The organism is Thalassospira sp. (assembly GCF_002709775.1).
Lineage (GTDB): Bacteria > Pseudomonadota > Alphaproteobacteria > Rhodospirillales > Thalassospiraceae > Thalassospira.
This window is the reverse complement of record NZ_PAQR01000056.1, coordinates 1-15,741: the sequence shown is the minus strand read 5'-3', so window position 1 is coordinate 15,741 and position 15,741 is coordinate 1. Positions and strand designations below refer to the sequence as shown.

Sequence of the window (15,741 nt, the reverse complement as noted above, 5' to 3'; positions counted from 1 at the left end):
ATAATTTGCGCATAGGCCGTATGACAAATGGCACCATCTGCTCGCCCCTAGCGGGTTACGATCCCGGCCACATCGGTATAGATCGCCACCACCACACACAGGATCACAATCGCCGCAATCGCGGTTGCCCCGATCCCCGGCAGATTTTCCTTCATCCACTCGGTGATGGAGATGCGCGGTGTATCATCGCTCGGGCGTTTGAACCGCGCACGGACGGGCCCGCGCGACAGATCGCGCACAGGTTTGTCGACTTCATCATTGGATGCCCAGTGATGACGGTTTTCAGGTAGGTAAACAGGTTGACGGTCTTCCTGACCGGTTTCGTCATACATCATGGCGATTTCACAGCGTCATTCGCTGGCTCCTGCAACAGGGTGATTTTCACGTCACCTTGATCCCGACCCGCTTTATGCAATGCCGCGATCCTGGCGCCCCCGCCTTGGATAAATTCGCTCTGACGTCCCCAAGCCTTGTCATTCTCGTCATGCAACGTGCCCGCCTGCTCTGGCCTCGCCGTCACATGATTGATTGCCTTCGTATTATATGGGGATTAAGGCAATCGTTCGGCAAGAGTTTGACATCTGCCTTAACGGCCAAGAATTGCCGAAAACTCGTTAAAGGTCAGCACCAGCACATATCCGACTGCAACAGCGGCAATCATATAGGCCGCCAACCGCGCGATCATCTTGTTCCAGCTCAGTGGCTCGCCGGCTTCCTTGCGCGCCTTGGCGGACTTTCCGCCTGATTTGCCCTGCTTTTGCAAATGCGCCCTGCGCTTGGCATCCAGATCCTCGCGGATGGCCCAATCAGACTCGCTATCGGGCAGATTAATCCGCGATGTCCGCACCTCGGCTTCCTTAAGGTCATCTACCCGGCCGCTAATATCATTCTGACCGCCATGGCCGTCTTGCGCCCCCTCCTTGCCCTGCGCAACATCAAGCAAGGTCTTCCCGCCATTGAGGCTTTCGACATATTCCTCATAGGCGCTGCGTTCTTCGGCAATGGCGGCCTTTTGGGCCGCGGCATGGGCCGCCGGGTCCTGCGCACGATTGGTCTGAAGCGCGTTCGACGCCGCAGTTGACGTGCCCGCAGCCTGCCCGTCCTCGGGCAGGAACATCGACATCAGTCCACCACCGGCATTCTGGCCATAGACATAACGACGTGGATTGGCCTTTGCCGCCGCCACGGCGCGCTCCTGCTTGGCTTCAGCAAGCTTGTCGTTACGGAGCGACATTGTCGGCTTTGGCCCGGTCATGGCTGGCGGCCGCAGATCAGCCTCGATCACTGGATCGGGATTTTCATCGCCGTCTTCGTCATCAGGATTTTTTTTGAGCTTGGGCATCAGAAAGGCCGGGATATCAAAGCCGTTCTTGAGAAGACGCGCACGTGCATCTGCGCGATATCTTTCAAGATCGCGTTCCATCATATCCTTGCTGTCAAAACGCTTGATTGGCGTTTCACGCACAGGCCTTGTCAGCTTGGCGGCTTCCCGGACTTTACGGGTCGAAACAAAGCGACCCGGTGCTTGTCCGCGCCGACGCGGTAAGTTCTCACTCATCCACAACCACTTGCCGAATACTTGTTATCAATCAGGCATAGAAACCAGGAAATTCGGCACATCTCGAGGGTTTTATTTTTAACCCATTACGTGCAATTCTACTACGATCTACCGTGTTTTAAAAATCAAAAAAACATCACGTTCATACAGTCAGCCGGGAGGAACACGATGACTGATGCCGCAACAGATACCCCGCTTGTCACCCGCACAGATCATGACGGGGTCGTCACCCTTACGATGAGCAATCCCAAGCGCCGCAACGCGCTTTCCAGCGCGATGATGACGGCCCTTCAGGACGCATTTGATCGCATCGCCAATGAAAGTAATGTCCGCTGCGTCATCCTTGCGGCAGAGGGACCTGTCTTTTGTGCCGGGCACGACCTTAAGGAAATGAGCGGCATCACCGAATGTGATCAGCATGCCAGTCTGTTTAATCAATGCAGTGATTTGATGATGACGATTGTCAGCCTGCCACAGCCGGTGATTGCCCGCGTGCGTGGCATGGCGACGGCGGCCGGATGTCAATTGGTCGCAAGTTGCGATCTGGCGGTTGCCGCCGACACGGCCAAGTTCGCAACACCGGGGGTCAATATCGGCCTGTTCTGTTCCACACCGATGGTAGCACTGAGCCGCAACATCGCGCGCAAGCACGCCATGCGCATGCTGCTAACTGGTGATCCGATCAGTGCCGATAACGCCTTTGCCATGGGGCTCGTGTCCGACGTGGTGACGGATGACGATCTTGTAGATCACACCAATGCACTGGCGGCTGGAATTGCTGCACGATCTGGCATGACCGTCCGGCTTGGCAAGCAGGCCTTCTATAAACAGGTCGAAATGCCGCTATCACAGGCCTATTCCTATGCGTCCGATGTTATGACGGCAAATATGCAAAAGCATGACGCCCGCGAAGGGATCGGTGCCTTTGTCGAAAAACGTCACCCCAGCTGGCGCCACGAATAATCTGCCCTATATCAGGCGCATTACCTTATGATGGTATATGCAAACGTCCCGGAATAACACATTCCGGGATCAATACCGTGTTTTGGAGTCCGACCCATGTCGTTCGAAATCTGGCTTGCCTTTGCTTTTGCCTGCGCCGTTGTTCTTGCCATCCCCGGCCCGACCATCATGCTTGTCGTGAGCTACGCACTGGGCAAGGGCAAGCAAACCGCATGGGCGACTGTTCCGGGCGTTGCATTGGGTGATCTGACGGCGATGACTATTTCGCTTGCCGGCGCTGGTGCCCTTTTGGCTGCCTCGGCAGAGGCCTTTACTGTGCTCAAACTCGGGGGGGCGGCCTATCTGATCTATCTCGGGATCAAAATGTGGCGTGAAAAACCCGAAGCCCTGCATGACAAGCCGGATGCCAAACGCAACCGCCCGTCACGCATGTTCCTGCAGGCGTATATCGTGACTGCGCTAAACCCCAAGGGCATTGTCTTCTTCATTGCCTTTGTCCCGCAGTTCGTCACTGCTGGCGATCCTTTGCTGCCGCAGTTTATCATCATGACTGCGACCTTCGTCATCCTGGCTGTAATCAATGTCGCGATCTGGGCAGTGATGGCAAGCGCCCTGCGCGAACGGTTCCGCCATCCATCGGCTCTGCGTCGCCTGACCCGCGTCGGTGGCGGCGTCATGATCGGGGCTGGCTTGCTGACCGCGCTTACCCGCCGCGCGAGTGCTGCGGTCTAAGGATCATTCCAAACAGATTGCCGATCTTCACACGGAAGAACCCGTCCTTACCAAATGGAAGTGTTGCTGCCACCAGAATTCCCGCCAGCAACACATTCCATGCCGGGCGGAGCGGCCACATCCATTCCAGGTTGGCCGCAACCACGCGATCAGCCGGAATACCCGTTGCCAAGGCATACCATGCGTATTCGATGCCAGCTGTCGCCAACCCGGCAAGTACCGCAATCGACAGCAACGTGGTGCTCGAGCGCAGCGACCAGCCGCGCCAATGAGCAAAGCGATAGAGCATAAGCCCGACAAACATCCCGGCCATCAGGGTGGCTTCGCTGACATCGATTTTTGACTGCAAAAAGAAATGCACCACGCCAAGCACGGCAATCGGATAGACCAGCTTGTGCAGGCGCACCCATTTTGCCCCCAAACGACGCATGGCCGATTTGGTCGAGGTTGCGGTCAAAACCGCCAGCCCGATAACGGCAACAAAACCGATTGTCAGATAAATCCGCAAAACGATCTCGCTGGCGATACGGATGACATCAAGGTTCTGGCTGATGGCATAAAGCCCGAAATGGATCATCACATAGCAAAATGCCGCCACGCCAATCTGTCGGCGGACCTGCACCAGCTTTGAAAACCGTGTGATGCGGCGAAGCGGTGTCACCAGAAGCGTGATCAGCAAAATGCGGATCGTCCATTCACCGCTTTCAAGAATGGCTTCCTTGACCGGTATGGTCGCTCCACCCTGCGCAATCACCGGCCATAGCAAAACCATGCCCGGCACCAGAAGGGTGACAAAGACGATAAGCTTGAAAAACGAAAACCGTCCGGATGGGTCAAGCCAAGGATACATTCAAACCAAATCTGTGTGCTGTCAGCGATCCCATAGTCAAAGCGCATCCAAGCGTCACCGTCACCTAAAATGCCTTCAACTTTCCGCGAGTTGCTCCCCACTCCTGCCCAGTAAAACATCTGATGACGCATATCAAAGTTGCAGGACGGCGCAGACAATATAACATTCCTATAACAATCATACGTATCGATCACCGAAAGCGGATGAAACCGAATGGCTGAATTTCAAAATCCCTCTGATCCGGAAATCAAATCCCTGCTGGATACCACCAAAACCATCGCCCTTGTCGGTGCAAGCCCCAAGCCGGAACGCCCATCCAACCGGGTGATGAAGTTCCTGCTCGATCACGGTTACACGGTTATTCCGGTCAATCCTGGTCAGGCGGGCAGCACCATTCACGACCAAACCGTTGTTGCAGACCTTTCCGAGATTTCGGTGACCGTCGATATGGTCGATATCTTTCGCAACAGCGAAGATGCAGCTGGCGTGGTCGATGATGCGATTGCCATCGGCGCCAAATCGGTCTGGATGCAGCTTGGCGTGATCAACCCTGATGCCTGTGCCAAGGCCGTTGCCAACGGTATGACTGCGGTTATGGATCGCTGCCCGGCGATTGAATTACCGCGCCTGTCCTAACTCCCTGCCGCTTGCCCCAGAAACTAATAAAGGCACCGGACGATCCGGTGCCTTTATTAATTCGATATACTGAAACGTGCTTAGCCGCGGCGGCACTGCGCCATCAAATCCGGGACAAGTCCCTGATTGCCCATAAAGATCGGCTGAACAGCACTGGTCACGGTGTAGGCCGTGGTGTGTTCTTCGACAAGTGCGTCAAAGTGACCCGCCGTTTCAAGCACCAGCGACATCACGCCGTCCGGCTTGATACGAAGGGCAGCAAAGCCGTTGGCATATTCGGTACGTGCGCATTCATGACCAAGGATGGTGTCGAACCGCTCAACCAGCGCATAGCGCGGGTTTTCAACCAGATCATCACGCGTTTCTACCTTGGTCGGCTGTACGCCGATTTTCGGGACATATTTCGCGAAATTCGCCTGAGACTGAACGATATACCCATCCGGGAAATAAACCGCGACATCTTCGGCAAGAAGAATGCGATCACCGATGACCGCACCGGAACGCAGAAGTTCCTTGATGCGCTTGCCCGGGATTTCGCCTGAGAACGCGTTGAAGCGCAGGGTTTTGCCATCACCACGCAGGTCGGCAAAATAACGCTCGAACGGAACGATAGGAGTTTTGTCTGCCGCACGCGCGGTCGGCAAGAAGGCGGTGGTCACTACCGCCAGTGTCGCAACTGCAAGAGCAACGCCCCCCGAGCGCTGCGAAAAGACCGACTTGATGGCCTTCAGCATATGTCCCCGCCTCTCACTTACATCAGGAATACAATCCAGAGATTATTCACATTAATCCCAAATTCAACACCTGTTTCCGCGAAAAATCGCCGGATGGTCAAAACCACATATAAAAACAACGAGGTGGCATAATGCCACCTCGTTGCCAAAGATTTCGTAAATGTCGGTGATTAGTCGACAGAAATCGTCACACGACGGTTACGCGGCTCGCGAACACCATCCGGAGTCGGGATCAGAAGATCACCTTCACCAACGGCATCGCTTTCGATCATGTCACCTTTAACGCCACGACCGGTCAGCTCGCCAAGGGCAGCTGCAGCACGACGCTCGGACAGGCCAAGGTTATAGGCAGCCGAACCCGAGGAGTCGGTGTGACCAACAACGGTGATGTCACCCATCGAGGTTGCCCACTGCTCAGCAGCGGCATCAAGAACTCGCTCGGAAACCGGGGTGATTGCAACGCTGTCGAAATCGAAGAAGATGGTGAACAGACGCGGCTCAGCAGCGGCAACCGGTGCCGGTGCAGCCGGCTCAACAGCGCGGAGTTCTGCCATTGCAGCTTCGAAGTCTTTCCAGCACTGGCTGATCAGCTCGGTCTGCCAGCCTTCTTCGCTTTCCTCAACCCAGCAGTCAAAGCGGGCCTGAGCAACAGCAGCAGTTGCCGGTTTCTCTTCACGTTTGCCATCGTCCAGAAGTGCGAGCAGTTCGTCACGAACAGCACGTTTCTGTGCGATTTCTTCATCCGAGAAACGCCAGTTTGCCGGATCTTCCGGAAGAACAATGGTGTCACCGCTTACGCGACCGGCTTTCTTCGCAAAGAAGTCGGCGTCGAAGAAGTCATACCATTCATCAGCTTCACGCTGTGCGTAAGCAAGATATTCGGTTTTCAGCGCTTTACCGAAATCGGTGGTCGGCTCCTGCGACGCAAGCGCAGAAGAAACCGAGCTGCTGTAGGTGAATGGGTTACCACCATAAGGAACGGCGGTACCGCTGTTCTCGACGGTGCTACATGCACTCAGAAGCGCTACGCCACCAAGAGCAAAAAGAATTTTCGGACGGATCTGCATGTCTTACCCCTGTCTTTAGGTTGTTATTCACAAACTAACTTAACACCAATGATGGTGATAATATGGTCTTTAACGAACAGAAATACGGTTTGTTCCATACACCTAGAAAGAATTGGTGATTGCATCACACTTTTCAAGCACACTCAAACCTGTAATGTTAATCCTCTCATACAGAAGTATGGTTGGCAATCAACACAATTATGACACGGAGCGAACGAGGTTCAAATGATTGAAACCGATGTAGCGACCATCACAGAAATGCTAAAGGGCTTTGCGCTTGGGTTTGGCCTCGACCTTCTCGGCGCCATCCTGATACTGATCGTGGGCTGGTGGATCGCCGGTCGGGCAGCCGCATTGGTGCGCCATTCCCTTAAGAATGCAAAATTTGTTGATGCGACTCTGAAACCGCTGGCCTCAAGCATTGTCCGCTATGCCATTCTGATTTTTGTCCTCATCGCCGTCCTGTCGAACTTCGGCGTTGAAACGACCAGCATCATTGCCGTTCTCGGTGCTGCCGGCCTGGCGATTGGTCTGGCCCTGCAGGGTACGCTGTCAAACATCGCTGCTGGCGTCATGATCCTGATCTTGCGTCCGCTCAAGATCGATGAATTTGTCGAAGCCGGTTCGATTTCAGGCACGGTCGCTGAAATCACCCTGTTCACCACCCTGCTCAAGACGCCGGATGGTGTGTTTATTTCCGCCCCGAATTCGCAAATCTGGAACAGCGCGATCAAAAACTACTCGCGCAACCCGACCCGCCGTCTCGATATCAAGGTCGGTATTTCCTATGACGACGATGTCGACGCAGCGCTCGAGTTCCTGAAAAACCTCGTCGCTTCCGACGAACGCGTTCTCAAGGACCCGGAACCGATGAGCTTCGTCGCCACCCTTGGCGAAAGCTCGGTCGACCTGACCGCACGTGGCTGGGTTGCCACCAGCGAATTCTGGCCGACCTTCTTTGATTTGACCCGCAAGTCGAAAACGGAACTCGAAGCTGCCGGCTTCTCGATCCCGTTCCCGCAGCGCGACCTTCACATCATCGAAAGCCCGGAAACCGCAAGTGCTGCAAAGTCGGCTGCCAAACCGGCGACCAAAACCGCTGCGAAACCGGCTGCTGCCAAAAAACCGGCAACCCGTTCGCGTGCAACCGCATCGAAATCAACCGCCAAAACCACGGCGGCGAAAAAGACACCAGCTGCGAAAAGCTGAGCTCTTTTAAAATCATCATCTTTCCTAAAGAGGCCCATTCGGGCCTCTTTTTTTTGTGCCGAATACGCATGACACTCAGGTGAAGCTTTCGACGTAGTACCCGGCTGTTACCCGTCCCATCGTCATCAGGCGTATAGTTCCCTGCCCTTGCCCATAGACGGCAAATCAAAACAAGCGGGAGGATAAAATATGTCTGCGAAAAAAATTCTGATGATCACCGGTGACTACGCGGAAGATTACGAAACCATGGTGCCGTTCCAGACCCTTTTGGCGGTCGGTCACCATGTTGATGCCGTCTGCCCGGATAAGAAGGCTGGCGATACGGTAGCAACCGCCATCCATGATTTCGAAGGGGATCAGACCTATAGCGAAAAGCGCGGTCATAACTTCGCGCTTAATGCCGATTTCGCAACCGCGCGCGCCGATAACTACGACGCGCTGGTGATCCCCGGCGGCCGCGCACCGGAATATCTGCGCCTGAACGAGGATGTCATTCGTCTGGTGCGCGACTTCCATGACGCGGACAAACCGATTGCCGCTGTCTGTCATGGTGCACAGATTCTGGCGGCGGCTGATATCATCAAGGATCGCAAAATCTCGGCCTATCCGGCCTGCGCGCCGGAAGTCAAACTGGGTGGCGGCATTTACGCTGACATCGACATTGACGATGCCTGCACGGATGGAAATCTGGTAACCGCGCCGGCATGGCCCGCCCACCCGAAATGGATGGCGGCCTTCCTGAAGGTGCTTGGCACCGAAATCAAGTTGTAATGCATCTGCGCCCAAACGTTCATTGCGTTTGGGCGCCATTTGATTGACCATTGCGCCAACCAAAAAGAAGACCGCCGGACATGACGTAACGGTGGCACCAACAGGAAAGGCCGTCCAAATGTGTCAGATCTATTCAGGAACCGATCCCGAACTTTATCAATCTGTCAGCCGCTCCATCCGCATAAACGGCGTGGTGACCAGCCTGCGTCTTGAACTGCGTTTCTGGCAGATCCTTGATGAAATCGCTGCTGGTGAGGGTTTCACAACCCCGCAGTTCCTTGGCAAAATCCATGACGAGGTCGTCGCCCAACGCGGTGACATCCCGAACTTTGCGTCACTGGTACGTGTGATTTGCACCGTCCATCTGGAAAAACAGGCAGGCCTGCACGTTCACGTACCGAAAGATGCGGCCACATCCGCGCTGCACAACTAGTCACAGTGAAAACGGCCACCAAATAAGGTCTATCTGGTTAGTTCAGCCAGGAAGAAAGCTCGCGGGTGCTGAACCCGCCGCTGGTCATGATGTTGGGCGTAGCATTACGCCGCAAGGTCGGCTCAGCCGGCTTGATGATGGTGTTGCGACGATGCATGCCCGCAGCTGCGCCGAAATCAATCTGCGAACGACCGACAAGGTCGGCTGCAGTGATCTGCGGACCGGATGATTTGCCCGGGTTGGAAGCATTGATCGGCGTTTGCGCCGCCTGCGGCAATTGCTGCTTTTGCTTTGCCTCGTAAATCCAGCGCAGTTCCTGCTTAAGCGTCTGGTATTCCGGCGTATCAGGCGCGGAATTGACCTCATTGACGATCTGAAGCTTGACCATCTGCGGGAAACGATCAAGCCGTTCCAGCAGCATGAATTTCACACTCGGCCGCACGGCATCGGACCGCATCAGTTTCATCACCAGACGGCGATAGATATCGATGCGCAAATTGCCGTTCGATGCCAGCTCGATGAATTCTTCGACAAACGCGCGGGCTTCCATTTTGCCATCGAGCAACGCCCGCAGGTTATTGCCCATTGCGCGACGATATGCTTCGCGGATTTCCACCACATGATTGGATGCGCGCGTGCGCACAAGGTGAAAGGCTTCCGGGCTGAACGCGTTCTTGGTCAGAAGTTTGGCGCAATCGGCAACCAGTTCGTGTTTGGTGGCTTCTGACACGACTTCAAAGACGCCCGTGATCAGCTCCTTGCATTTGGCGTGCGGCCCCATGCGGATCGCAGCAGCCAGCGCCATCGGGCTTTCCGGGTCCTTGGTCGCAATAACGGCCAGTGCCAGCGGATCGTCATACTGCATCAGGGCAAGATCATTGCTCAGCAAATGTTCCGGCATCAAAAGACGCTGCTGCTTGGCCGCACCGGTAACGGTGAGAGGTTCGCCAGACAGATAACTTTCCTTGATGGTAAGGGCGTGTTTCAGCCCGTCATATGAGATGCCGAGATTGCTGCTCATGGCACTCAGTCCTCTTTGCGACCTTTGGATCGCCGGTCCGAGACCAAGCCTTCTAGCCCGCCGCTATTGCGGCTGGAGCGCGGACGCAGACCATGACTGCGCGCAGAGTTACGAACCGAAGAGCGTGCCGTCGGTGTTTCAGCCGGGGTTGGTTCGCTTTCTTTTTCGACTTTCGTGCGCGAAGCCACCGGCTTCATGTCGCTAAAGAAATCGATGTACCAGTCCATATCGGCCGCAGCCATTGCAAAGCGGCCACCGGCCGCCGGGCTTTCAATCGCCGATTCCGGAATGCCATTGCTGATCTGCAGAACAACCGCCGCAGGTGCGGTCATCCCGGCACGCCATGCAAGGGCGGTAATCGCCCGGGCACTGCCGGAATCAAGAATCTTCGAAACCGCATTGGCACGGATTTGCGCGTAATGGGCCAGTGCCTGCACGACCAGTGCATCATCATTACGCGACAGCGCATCAAGCACATACTGGTCGATCGTCATCTTGGCATCAGATGCCTCGACCACGTCGTTTTCGACCATTTCATTATCGGCGATCTCGATATTCATCTCGCTATCACGCGATGGCATCGGCGCACGGTTTTCAAAACGGGCCTTCTCGATCCGCTGACGCACCGACTGACGCAAGGCGCGCGCAACTTCGGTGCGCATGCGGCCTTGTTCGACCAGAGTGTCAAACAGGGATGCCATGATGAAATGCGCGATACGGCGCTGGGCCTGTCGCGAAATACGGTTCTGACCGCCGAGAATATCGTTTTGCGGCGCTTTTGGCTTGGCAGCAGCCTGCTCGGCAAAATGTGGCGTCATCGGCACGACATTGCGTGGCGCATCGTCAGATGACAGCAACCGGTTCAGCAACCCGCCCTTTTCCTTTTCGGCCTGCTGCTCGATCAGGCGGGCCTTTGCGGCGGCTTCAAGCTCGGCGCGTTCACGTTCGGCAGCGGTCTGAACGAATTCGCCGCGTCCGCGCATGATATCAAGGAAGTCCGAGTCACTGAGAAGTTCGATATAATCGGCAATCGATACCCGGCCAATCGACTGGATATCCTGACGCAGACGGGTCGCCGCCTGACGTGTCATATAGGGGGTATGGCCCAGTTCCTGTTCGATCAGAGAAATCACCTGCGGGCGATAACAATCGCCCATATTGGTGATTGCCGCGACGAACTCGTCAACCATATCGAGACGTTCGGACGGGCTCAGATCAGTCAGATGCCGACGCAGGCGACGCGCCACATCCATGCGCACGTCGCTGTCGAAATCAGGCACATCCTCGACATCGTCAAGCGCGTCCATTTCGGTCGAAAGGCGCGCGGCATGTTCGAGGCCTGCGGCATCGGCGGTATTTTCGGAAACATGTTTACGGGGAATCGCGCGTCCCTGAGCGCGACCTGCTTCAGATCCAAACGTCTCAGGTGCGATGGTGCGAACAGTGTCGGCCAGATCACGCAGCTTTGCCGAGGCTTTATCATCAAGCCCCTCATTGCCCGCATTCTTCTGCCGATTGAACATCCAACTCAGCATTATCGCAGTAATTCCCCTGGTCCCGTGTCTGGCGGCATACCGGTATCGACAATGCGATACCTTATTTTTGTGTTTTGTCAGAGCAGCTTAACCGAAACTGACAGCGATACACAACCAGACAAGACGTCTAAATTTGATAGCCCAACCTCAATGGCTTCCATCCCCAGACAGAGCCTTGATTACAGAATGACTATCGACGCAAAGACTCAAAAAAACATTAACGATACAGGGTGCTATGCGCCCACAAGCCCGTTGCGCAGAAAATACCGGGCAAAGGCCACCCTACCCTGGACAAATCCAAACAAAAACGGGCGCCCAAAAGGACGCCCGTCTTCGAAAATCGTTTAACGCGGTACTCTGCGTTAATTATTGCTGACCCATGCGATGCGAAGGATGTTGGTTGCCCCCGGGGTCCCGAACGGAACACCAGCAGTAATCACAAGCGAATCCCCCGGACCGGCGAACTCTTCGCGCTTTGCCACCTCGGTCGCAATCCCGACCATTTCGGCAAAGTTCGTCGCATCACGGGTAAAGACCGGATGCACGCCCCAGCAAAGCGCCAGGCGACGTGCGGTCTGAATCCGCGGCGTCAGGCCAAGAATCTGCACTTCCGGACGCTCACGTGCTGCACGGAATGCGGTTGAGCCGGACGAGGTATAGTTCACAACCGCTTTCGCGCCGATGGTGGTTGCCACCTGACGGGCGGCCGCACTTATCGCATCCGGGGCGTTATGCTCCGGATCCGGGCGGTTGGCGTCACGCATGCGATAATAAAGCTCATCCTGCTCCACACGGCGCAGAATACGATCCATGATCGATACGGTTTCAATCGGGTATTTACCCACCGCACTTTCGGCCGAAAGCATCACCGCATCGGCACCGTCATAGATCGCGGTCGCAACGTCCGATGCTTCAGCACGGGTCGGTGCCGGGTTGGACACCATCGAGTCAAGCATCTGGGTCGCAACAATCACCGGCTTACCGGCTTCGCGGCAGGCCTTGATGATGCGTTTCTGCAGGATCGGAACATCTTCCGGCGGGCATTCAACACCAAGGTCACCACGGGCAACCATGATCATGTCCGACAGATCGACAATCTCATCCAGATGATCAATTGCCTGCGGCTTTTCCAGTTTGGAAACGATCGCGGCACGGCCCTGAATGATCTTGCGGGCTTCAGCAACGTCTTCCGGGCGCTGAACGAATGAAAGGGCCACGAAATCAACGCCCATTTCCAGACCGTAATCCAGATCGGCACGGTCCTTGTCGGTCAGGGGCGACAGCGGCAACATCACATCGGGAAGGTTAACGCCCTTGCGGTTCGACAGCGGACCACCGGTAATGACGGTGCATTCCGCCGACTTGTCGTCGCATTTGTCGACCTGCATGCGCAGCTTGCCATCATCAAGCAACAGGTTCGCACCCGGCTTGAGGGCGGCATAAACTTCGGGATGGGGCAGCGCCACACGGTTCTTGTCGCCCGGCGTCTTGTCCATGTCGAATTTGAACTTGTCGCCGGCGGCCAGTTCGATCTGTTCGTCAGCAAAGGTCCCGACACGAATTTTCGGGCCCTGAAGGTCCATCAAAATACCGATCGGGCGCCCGAGTTTTTCTTCGACGGCGCGGATCGCTTCAAAGCGGGCCAGATGTTCTGAGTGTTCCCCGTGCGAGAAGTTCAGGCGGAAAACATCCACACCTGACTGCACGATCTTTTCGAGGATTTCTGGCTTTGAACTTGCCGGCCCCAGGGTCGCGATGATCTTCGCCTTACGTTGACGGCGCATCGGCTACTACCTCTTGTTATTCGGTTTACACGTGATCCTTCCCGCTTCGGCCTGCATCTGCGGCGAGGCGAAAAGGGTCCTGATCTGTTTCTGGGGGTATCCCCTTAATAATCAATCAGCCCCTATTTGAACAGGGACTTTTCATTAAATGCCTTTACAAAAATGTGATTTTTCACTGGACAATTACAAGAAGGCCCTTCTTTAAAGAACGCATACCGGTGAAACATGCCGGTCATATGAAACGATCAGACCGACCGATCCTCTGGCCCAGACAGGACCCATTTTGATGAGCAAATGGCACCACCGCTTTCTTGGACTTGCCGCCCATATTGCAGACTGGTCAAAAGACCGCAGCACGCAGGTCGGTGCGGTTGTTATCGGCCCGAAAAAGGAAATTCGCGCGGTCGGCTATAACGGATTTCCGCGCGGTGTGGATGACGAAGTCGAAACCCGCCATCAGCGTCCGGAAAAATACGCCTATACCGAACATGCCGAACGCAACGCGATTTATAACGCCAGTTATACCGGCACGTCACTTGATGGCTGTGCGCTTTATGTCACGCATTTCCCTTGCTGCGATTGCGCGCGTGCCATCATTCAGGCCGGCATCGCCGAGGTCTATGTCGACAAGTCAAAACTCACGCCTGATTTCCTCGAACGCTGGGAACAGGATATGAAGATATCGACGGAAATGTTCGAAGAGTCCGGTGTTGCCGTTAAGGTCATTGATGATGACGGCACGACCAAGCCCATGAAATAAAAACGAACTTACCCTTTACTCTGAAAAAAAATGCCCAATATTGGGTGGGTCCGAACCGGGCACGAGCACCAAAAACAATAAGACGCAAACGTCGTCTGTTCTACATATCGCACTGGCTTCGGGTCAGTATTTGTCAGATTTCCGGGCCGGAATCAAAGCGGTTTGGCCTTGCTGGAAACCAGACAAAGGTATAAGGATTTACAGATCAGCAACGGGGTATGATTTGCTGCTGTATCCTCCTGAACAGCGACGCATTTCGTGATGATGCTCAGGAACCGAGGCCGGATGAACGCGAAAATAGATTTTAGTAAGATTAGTTTTCTGATCGTTGATGGGGACAAGATTTCAGCTCAGGTGGTCTATGACACGCTCGCCTATCTGGGGGCCAGTCATATCCAGCGTGTGAAAACGCCGAATAATGCCTTTGATGTACTGCGCACGGAAAAGATCGACATCGTGATTTGCGAATGGCGCCTGCATGGTATGGATGGGCTAGAATTCCTTGATGTCATGCGCAATTCGACCAATTCGCCCAACCGGTTTATTCCGGTGATTATGCTGACCGCACATTCCGAGCTTCGCTACGTAACAACAGCGCGTGATCTGGGAATTACGGAATTTCTTGCCAAACCCTTCAATGCCAAGGCACTTTACAGCCGTCTGGTCTCGGTGATTACCCGACCGCGTGTCTTTGTAAATACCGGGACGTATTTTGGCCCGGACCGACGTCGCAGACAGGTCCAGTTCGACGGTCCTGATCGCAGGAGCACGGACGAATGAGCCATTTTGACTGGGGAAGCGGAGCAATCGTGAAGCCGGAACAACCGAAAAAGAAAAAGAATGTGCAGATCATCCCTGCACAGACCGATCTGAAGCGCCGGGCTGTAAACTTCGTCAAGGGATTTGACATCAACCTGTCCCCAGAGCAGCTCGAAGAACTCGAACAAGTCGTTCAGCGCAGTTCAGAAACCTTTGTCCGCGACATCGGCAAGGATCTGATGGACTGCCGCAAAACCGTAATCGCGGCCCTTGGTGACAAATCCAAACGTCCCGACGCCATTACGGCTGCAGGCGACCTCGCCTATTCGGTCAAGGCACTTGGCGGGACCTTCCAGTATCCGCTGATGACCCAGATCGCCAAATCGATGGAAACCTTCGTTGCGGACCGCACCACGGCCAACGAAAAACAGCTACTTGTTGTTCAGCTTCATATCGACTCGCTCTATGTCATTCTGGCGGGCCGCGTGACCGGTTTTGGTTCAACCGTTGAACAGGCAACCGTCGCCGCACTCACCAAACTGACCGAGCGCTACGAAGACCCGCGCGAATAGCCCCTCACCTCTCTGGCGTTAAGCAGCAAGCTTTGCGGGCGGCAAACACGCCCCTAAGAACTGCTTGCCCTGTACGCTTCATTCTTCCGTTTTTTCAAGCCGACAGTCCTGTTCTTTTGCCCCGCATTCGGTGTTGCAAACGCGTTCGAACGTGCAAACTTTTGCGCGCCCGGAACGCGACCGGTTTCTACCGGCAGAAGAACCGGTTTTAAAATTGAAAAACTTGGCGAAAAACCGCTTGCGCCACCATGAAGTGACTGCTAAAAACCGCGCCACGCACCATGCGGGTGTAGCTCAGTTGGTTAGAGCGCCGGCCTGTCACGCCGGAGGCCGCGAGTTCAAGTCTCGTCACTCGCG

The 15,741-nt window shown here is 55.1% G+C and carries 17 protein-coding genes and 1 tRNA gene; 10 read left to right on the top strand and 8 right to left on the bottom strand.

Annotated elements, in window-relative coordinates:
• Positions 1 to 47: 47 nt before the first annotated feature.
• Both CMO10_RS17610 and CMO10_RS17605 read right to left on the bottom strand, forming a co-directional pair.
• On the bottom strand, positions 48 to 335 hold the full coding sequence (locus CMO10_RS17610) for a hypothetical protein (RefSeq protein ID WP_297024652.1): 288 nt from the start codon (positions 333 to 335) through the stop codon (positions 48 to 50).
• A 251-nt stretch (positions 336 to 586) separates the two neighbouring features.
• A complete protein-coding gene (locus tag CMO10_RS17605) occupies positions 587 to 1,558 on the bottom strand; it encodes a hypothetical protein (protein ID WP_044828684.1) in 972 nt (323 codons plus the stop codon).
• A gap of 168 nt (positions 1,559 to 1,726) precedes the next feature.
• Between CMO10_RS17605 and CMO10_RS17600 the strand changes: the two genes are divergently transcribed.
• A complete protein-coding gene (locus CMO10_RS17600) occupies positions 1,727 to 2,521 on the top strand; it encodes an enoyl-CoA hydratase (protein ID WP_297024651.1) in 795 nt (264 codons plus the stop codon).
• Positions 2,522 to 2,617: 96 nt separating this feature from the next.
• Positions 2,618 to 3,253 carry a LysE family translocator gene (locus tag CMO10_RS17595; protein WP_297024650.1) on the top strand — a complete coding sequence of 212 codons (636 nt, stop codon included), beginning with the start codon at positions 2,618 to 2,620 and terminating at the stop codon, positions 3,251 to 3,253.
• Here the strand turns inward: CMO10_RS17595 and CMO10_RS17590 are convergent.
• Positions 3,225 to 4,103: a protein-methionine-sulfoxide reductase heme-binding subunit MsrQ gene (locus tag CMO10_RS17590; RefSeq protein ID WP_297024649.1), complete on the bottom strand. Its 879-nt coding sequence runs from the start codon at positions 4,101 to 4,103 to the stop codon at positions 3,225 to 3,227. The two genes, CMO10_RS17595 and CMO10_RS17590, sit on opposite strands and share 29 nt — an antisense overlap.
• A 213-nt stretch (positions 4,104 to 4,316) precedes the next feature.
• On the opposite strand from CMO10_RS17590, the gene CMO10_RS17585 reads away from it, so the two are divergent.
• The gene (locus CMO10_RS17585; RefSeq protein ID WP_297024648.1) at positions 4,317 to 4,739 is read left to right on the top strand and encodes a CoA-binding protein; all 423 of its coding nucleotides are present in this window, start codon (positions 4,317 to 4,319) and stop codon (positions 4,737 to 4,739) included.
• A gap of 80 nt (positions 4,740 to 4,819) precedes the next feature.
• Here CMO10_RS17585 and CMO10_RS17580 read toward each other — a convergent pair whose 3' ends face one another.
• Together CMO10_RS17580 and CMO10_RS17575 are read right to left on the bottom strand one after the other, a co-directional pair.
• Positions 4,820 to 5,473 (bottom strand): hypothetical protein, encoded by a 654-nt coding sequence (locus CMO10_RS17580; RefSeq protein WP_297024647.1) that lies wholly within the window; start codon positions 5,471 to 5,473, stop codon positions 4,820 to 4,822.
• Between the two features lie 170 nt (positions 5,474 to 5,643).
• Entirely contained in the window at positions 5,644 to 6,540 is an 897-nt protein-coding gene (locus tag CMO10_RS17575; RefSeq protein ID WP_297024646.1) for an OmpA family protein, read from the bottom strand.
• A gap of 225 nt (positions 6,541 to 6,765) precedes the next feature.
• Here CMO10_RS17575 and CMO10_RS17570 point away from each other — a divergent pair, with 225 nt between their 5' ends.
• The 3 genes from CMO10_RS17570 to CMO10_RS17560 all read left to right on the top strand — a co-directional run bounded on the left by CMO10_RS17570 (position 6,766) and on the right by CMO10_RS17560 (position 8,953).
• Positions 6,766 to 7,749: a mechanosensitive ion channel family protein gene (locus tag CMO10_RS17570; protein WP_297024645.1), complete on the top strand. Its 984-nt coding sequence runs from the start codon at positions 6,766 to 6,768 to the stop codon at positions 7,747 to 7,749.
• Positions 7,750 to 7,938: 189 nt separating this feature from the next.
• Entirely contained in the window at positions 7,939 to 8,520 is a 582-nt protein-coding gene (locus tag CMO10_RS17565; RefSeq protein WP_297024643.1) for a DJ-1/PfpI family protein, read from the top strand.
• 118 nt (positions 8,521 to 8,638) lie between these two features.
• Entirely contained in the window at positions 8,639 to 8,953 is a 315-nt protein-coding gene (locus CMO10_RS17560; protein WP_297024641.1) for a ribbon-helix-helix domain-containing protein, read from the top strand.
• 37 nt (positions 8,954 to 8,990) lie between these two features.
• Here the strand turns inward: CMO10_RS17560 and CMO10_RS17555 are convergent, their stop codons facing one another.
• The 3 genes from CMO10_RS17555 to pyk all read right to left on the bottom strand — a co-directional run bounded on the left by CMO10_RS17555 (position 8,991) and on the right by pyk (position 13,293).
• Complete coding sequence (locus CMO10_RS17555; RefSeq protein ID WP_297024639.1) at positions 8,991 to 9,974, bottom strand: hypothetical protein; 984 nt, start codon at positions 9,972 to 9,974, stop codon at positions 8,991 to 8,993.
• Between the two features lie 5 nt (positions 9,975 to 9,979).
• Positions 9,980 to 11,509 carry a DUF2336 domain-containing protein gene (locus CMO10_RS17550; protein ID WP_297024637.1) on the bottom strand — a complete coding sequence of 510 codons (1,530 nt, stop codon included), beginning with the start codon at positions 11,507 to 11,509 and terminating at the stop codon, positions 9,980 to 9,982.
• Between the two features lie 362 nt (positions 11,510 to 11,871).
• Positions 11,872 to 13,293, bottom strand: coding sequence for a pyruvate kinase (gene pyk / locus CMO10_RS17545; protein WP_297024636.1), 1,422 nt, complete (start codon positions 13,291 to 13,293; stop codon positions 11,872 to 11,874).
• A gap of 286 nt (positions 13,294 to 13,579) precedes the next feature.
• Between pyk and CMO10_RS17540 the strand changes: the two genes are divergently transcribed.
• From CMO10_RS17540 to CMO10_RS17525, 4 genes are all read left to right on the top strand, one after another.
• The gene (locus CMO10_RS17540) at positions 13,580 to 14,053 is read left to right on the top strand and encodes a deoxycytidylate deaminase (RefSeq protein ID WP_297024635.1); all 474 of its coding nucleotides are present in this window, start codon (positions 13,580 to 13,582) and stop codon (positions 14,051 to 14,053) included.
• A gap of 285 nt (positions 14,054 to 14,338) precedes the next feature.
• Complete coding sequence (locus CMO10_RS17535; protein WP_297024634.1) at positions 14,339 to 14,833, top strand: response regulator; 495 nt, start codon at positions 14,339 to 14,341, stop codon at positions 14,831 to 14,833.
• Positions 14,830 to 15,384, top strand: a complete 555-nt coding sequence (locus tag CMO10_RS17530; RefSeq protein WP_297024633.1) for a transcriptional regulator — start codon at positions 14,830 to 14,832, stop codon at positions 15,382 to 15,384. The genes CMO10_RS17535 and CMO10_RS17530 overlap by 4 nt, the downstream gene beginning before the upstream one ends.
• A 283-nt stretch (positions 15,385 to 15,667) precedes the next feature.
• Positions 15,668 to 15,741, top strand: a tRNA-Asp gene (locus CMO10_RS17525).

Coding starts and splice junctions, on each gene's coding strand:
- CMO10_RS17590 (WP_297024649.1), bottom strand. CDS start 4,103: ATGTATCCTTGGCTTGACCCATCCGGACGGTTTTCGTTTTTCAAGCTT.
- CMO10_RS17585 (WP_297024648.1), top strand. CDS start 4,317: ATGGCTGAATTTCAAAATCCCTCTGATCCGGAAATCAAATCCCTGCTG.
- CMO10_RS17575 (WP_297024646.1), bottom strand. CDS start 6,540: ATGCAGATCCGTCCGAAAATTCTTTTTGCTCTTGGTGGCGTAGCGCTT.
- CMO10_RS17555 (WP_297024639.1), bottom strand. CDS start 9,974: ATGAGCAGCAATCTCGGCATCTCATATGACGGGCTGAAACACGCCCTT.
- CMO10_RS17550 (WP_297024637.1), bottom strand. CDS start 11,509: ATGCTGAGTTGGATGTTCAATCGGCAGAAGAATGCGGGCAATGAGGGG.
- CMO10_RS17570 (WP_297024645.1), top strand. CDS start 6,766: ATGATTGAAACCGATGTAGCGACCATCACAGAAATGCTAAAGGGCTTT.
- CMO10_RS17580 (WP_297024647.1), bottom strand. CDS start 5,473: ATGCTGAAGGCCATCAAGTCGGTCTTTTCGCAGCGCTCGGGGGGCGTT.
- CMO10_RS17535 (WP_297024634.1), top strand. CDS start 14,339: ATGAACGCGAAAATAGATTTTAGTAAGATTAGTTTTCTGATCGTTGAT.
- CMO10_RS17610 (WP_297024652.1), bottom strand. CDS start 335: ATGATGTATGACGAAACCGGTCAGGAAGACCGTCAACCTGTTTACCTA.
- pyk (WP_297024636.1), bottom strand. CDS start 13,293: ATGCGCCGTCAACGTAAGGCGAAGATCATCGCGACCCTGGGGCCGGCA.
- CMO10_RS17600 (WP_297024651.1), top strand. CDS start 1,727: ATGACTGATGCCGCAACAGATACCCCGCTTGTCACCCGCACAGATCAT.
- CMO10_RS17560 (WP_297024641.1), top strand. CDS start 8,639: ATGTGTCAGATCTATTCAGGAACCGATCCCGAACTTTATCAATCTGTC.
- CMO10_RS17530 (WP_297024633.1), top strand. CDS start 14,830: ATGAGCCATTTTGACTGGGGAAGCGGAGCAATCGTGAAGCCGGAACAA.
- CMO10_RS17540 (WP_297024635.1), top strand. CDS start 13,580: ATGAGCAAATGGCACCACCGCTTTCTTGGACTTGCCGCCCATATTGCA.
- CMO10_RS17605 (WP_044828684.1), bottom strand. CDS start 1,558: ATGAGTGAGAACTTACCGCGTCGGCGCGGACAAGCACCGGGTCGCTTT.
- CMO10_RS17595 (WP_297024650.1), top strand. CDS start 2,618: ATGTCGTTCGAAATCTGGCTTGCCTTTGCTTTTGCCTGCGCCGTTGTT.
- CMO10_RS17565 (WP_297024643.1), top strand. CDS start 7,939: ATGTCTGCGAAAAAAATTCTGATGATCACCGGTGACTACGCGGAAGAT.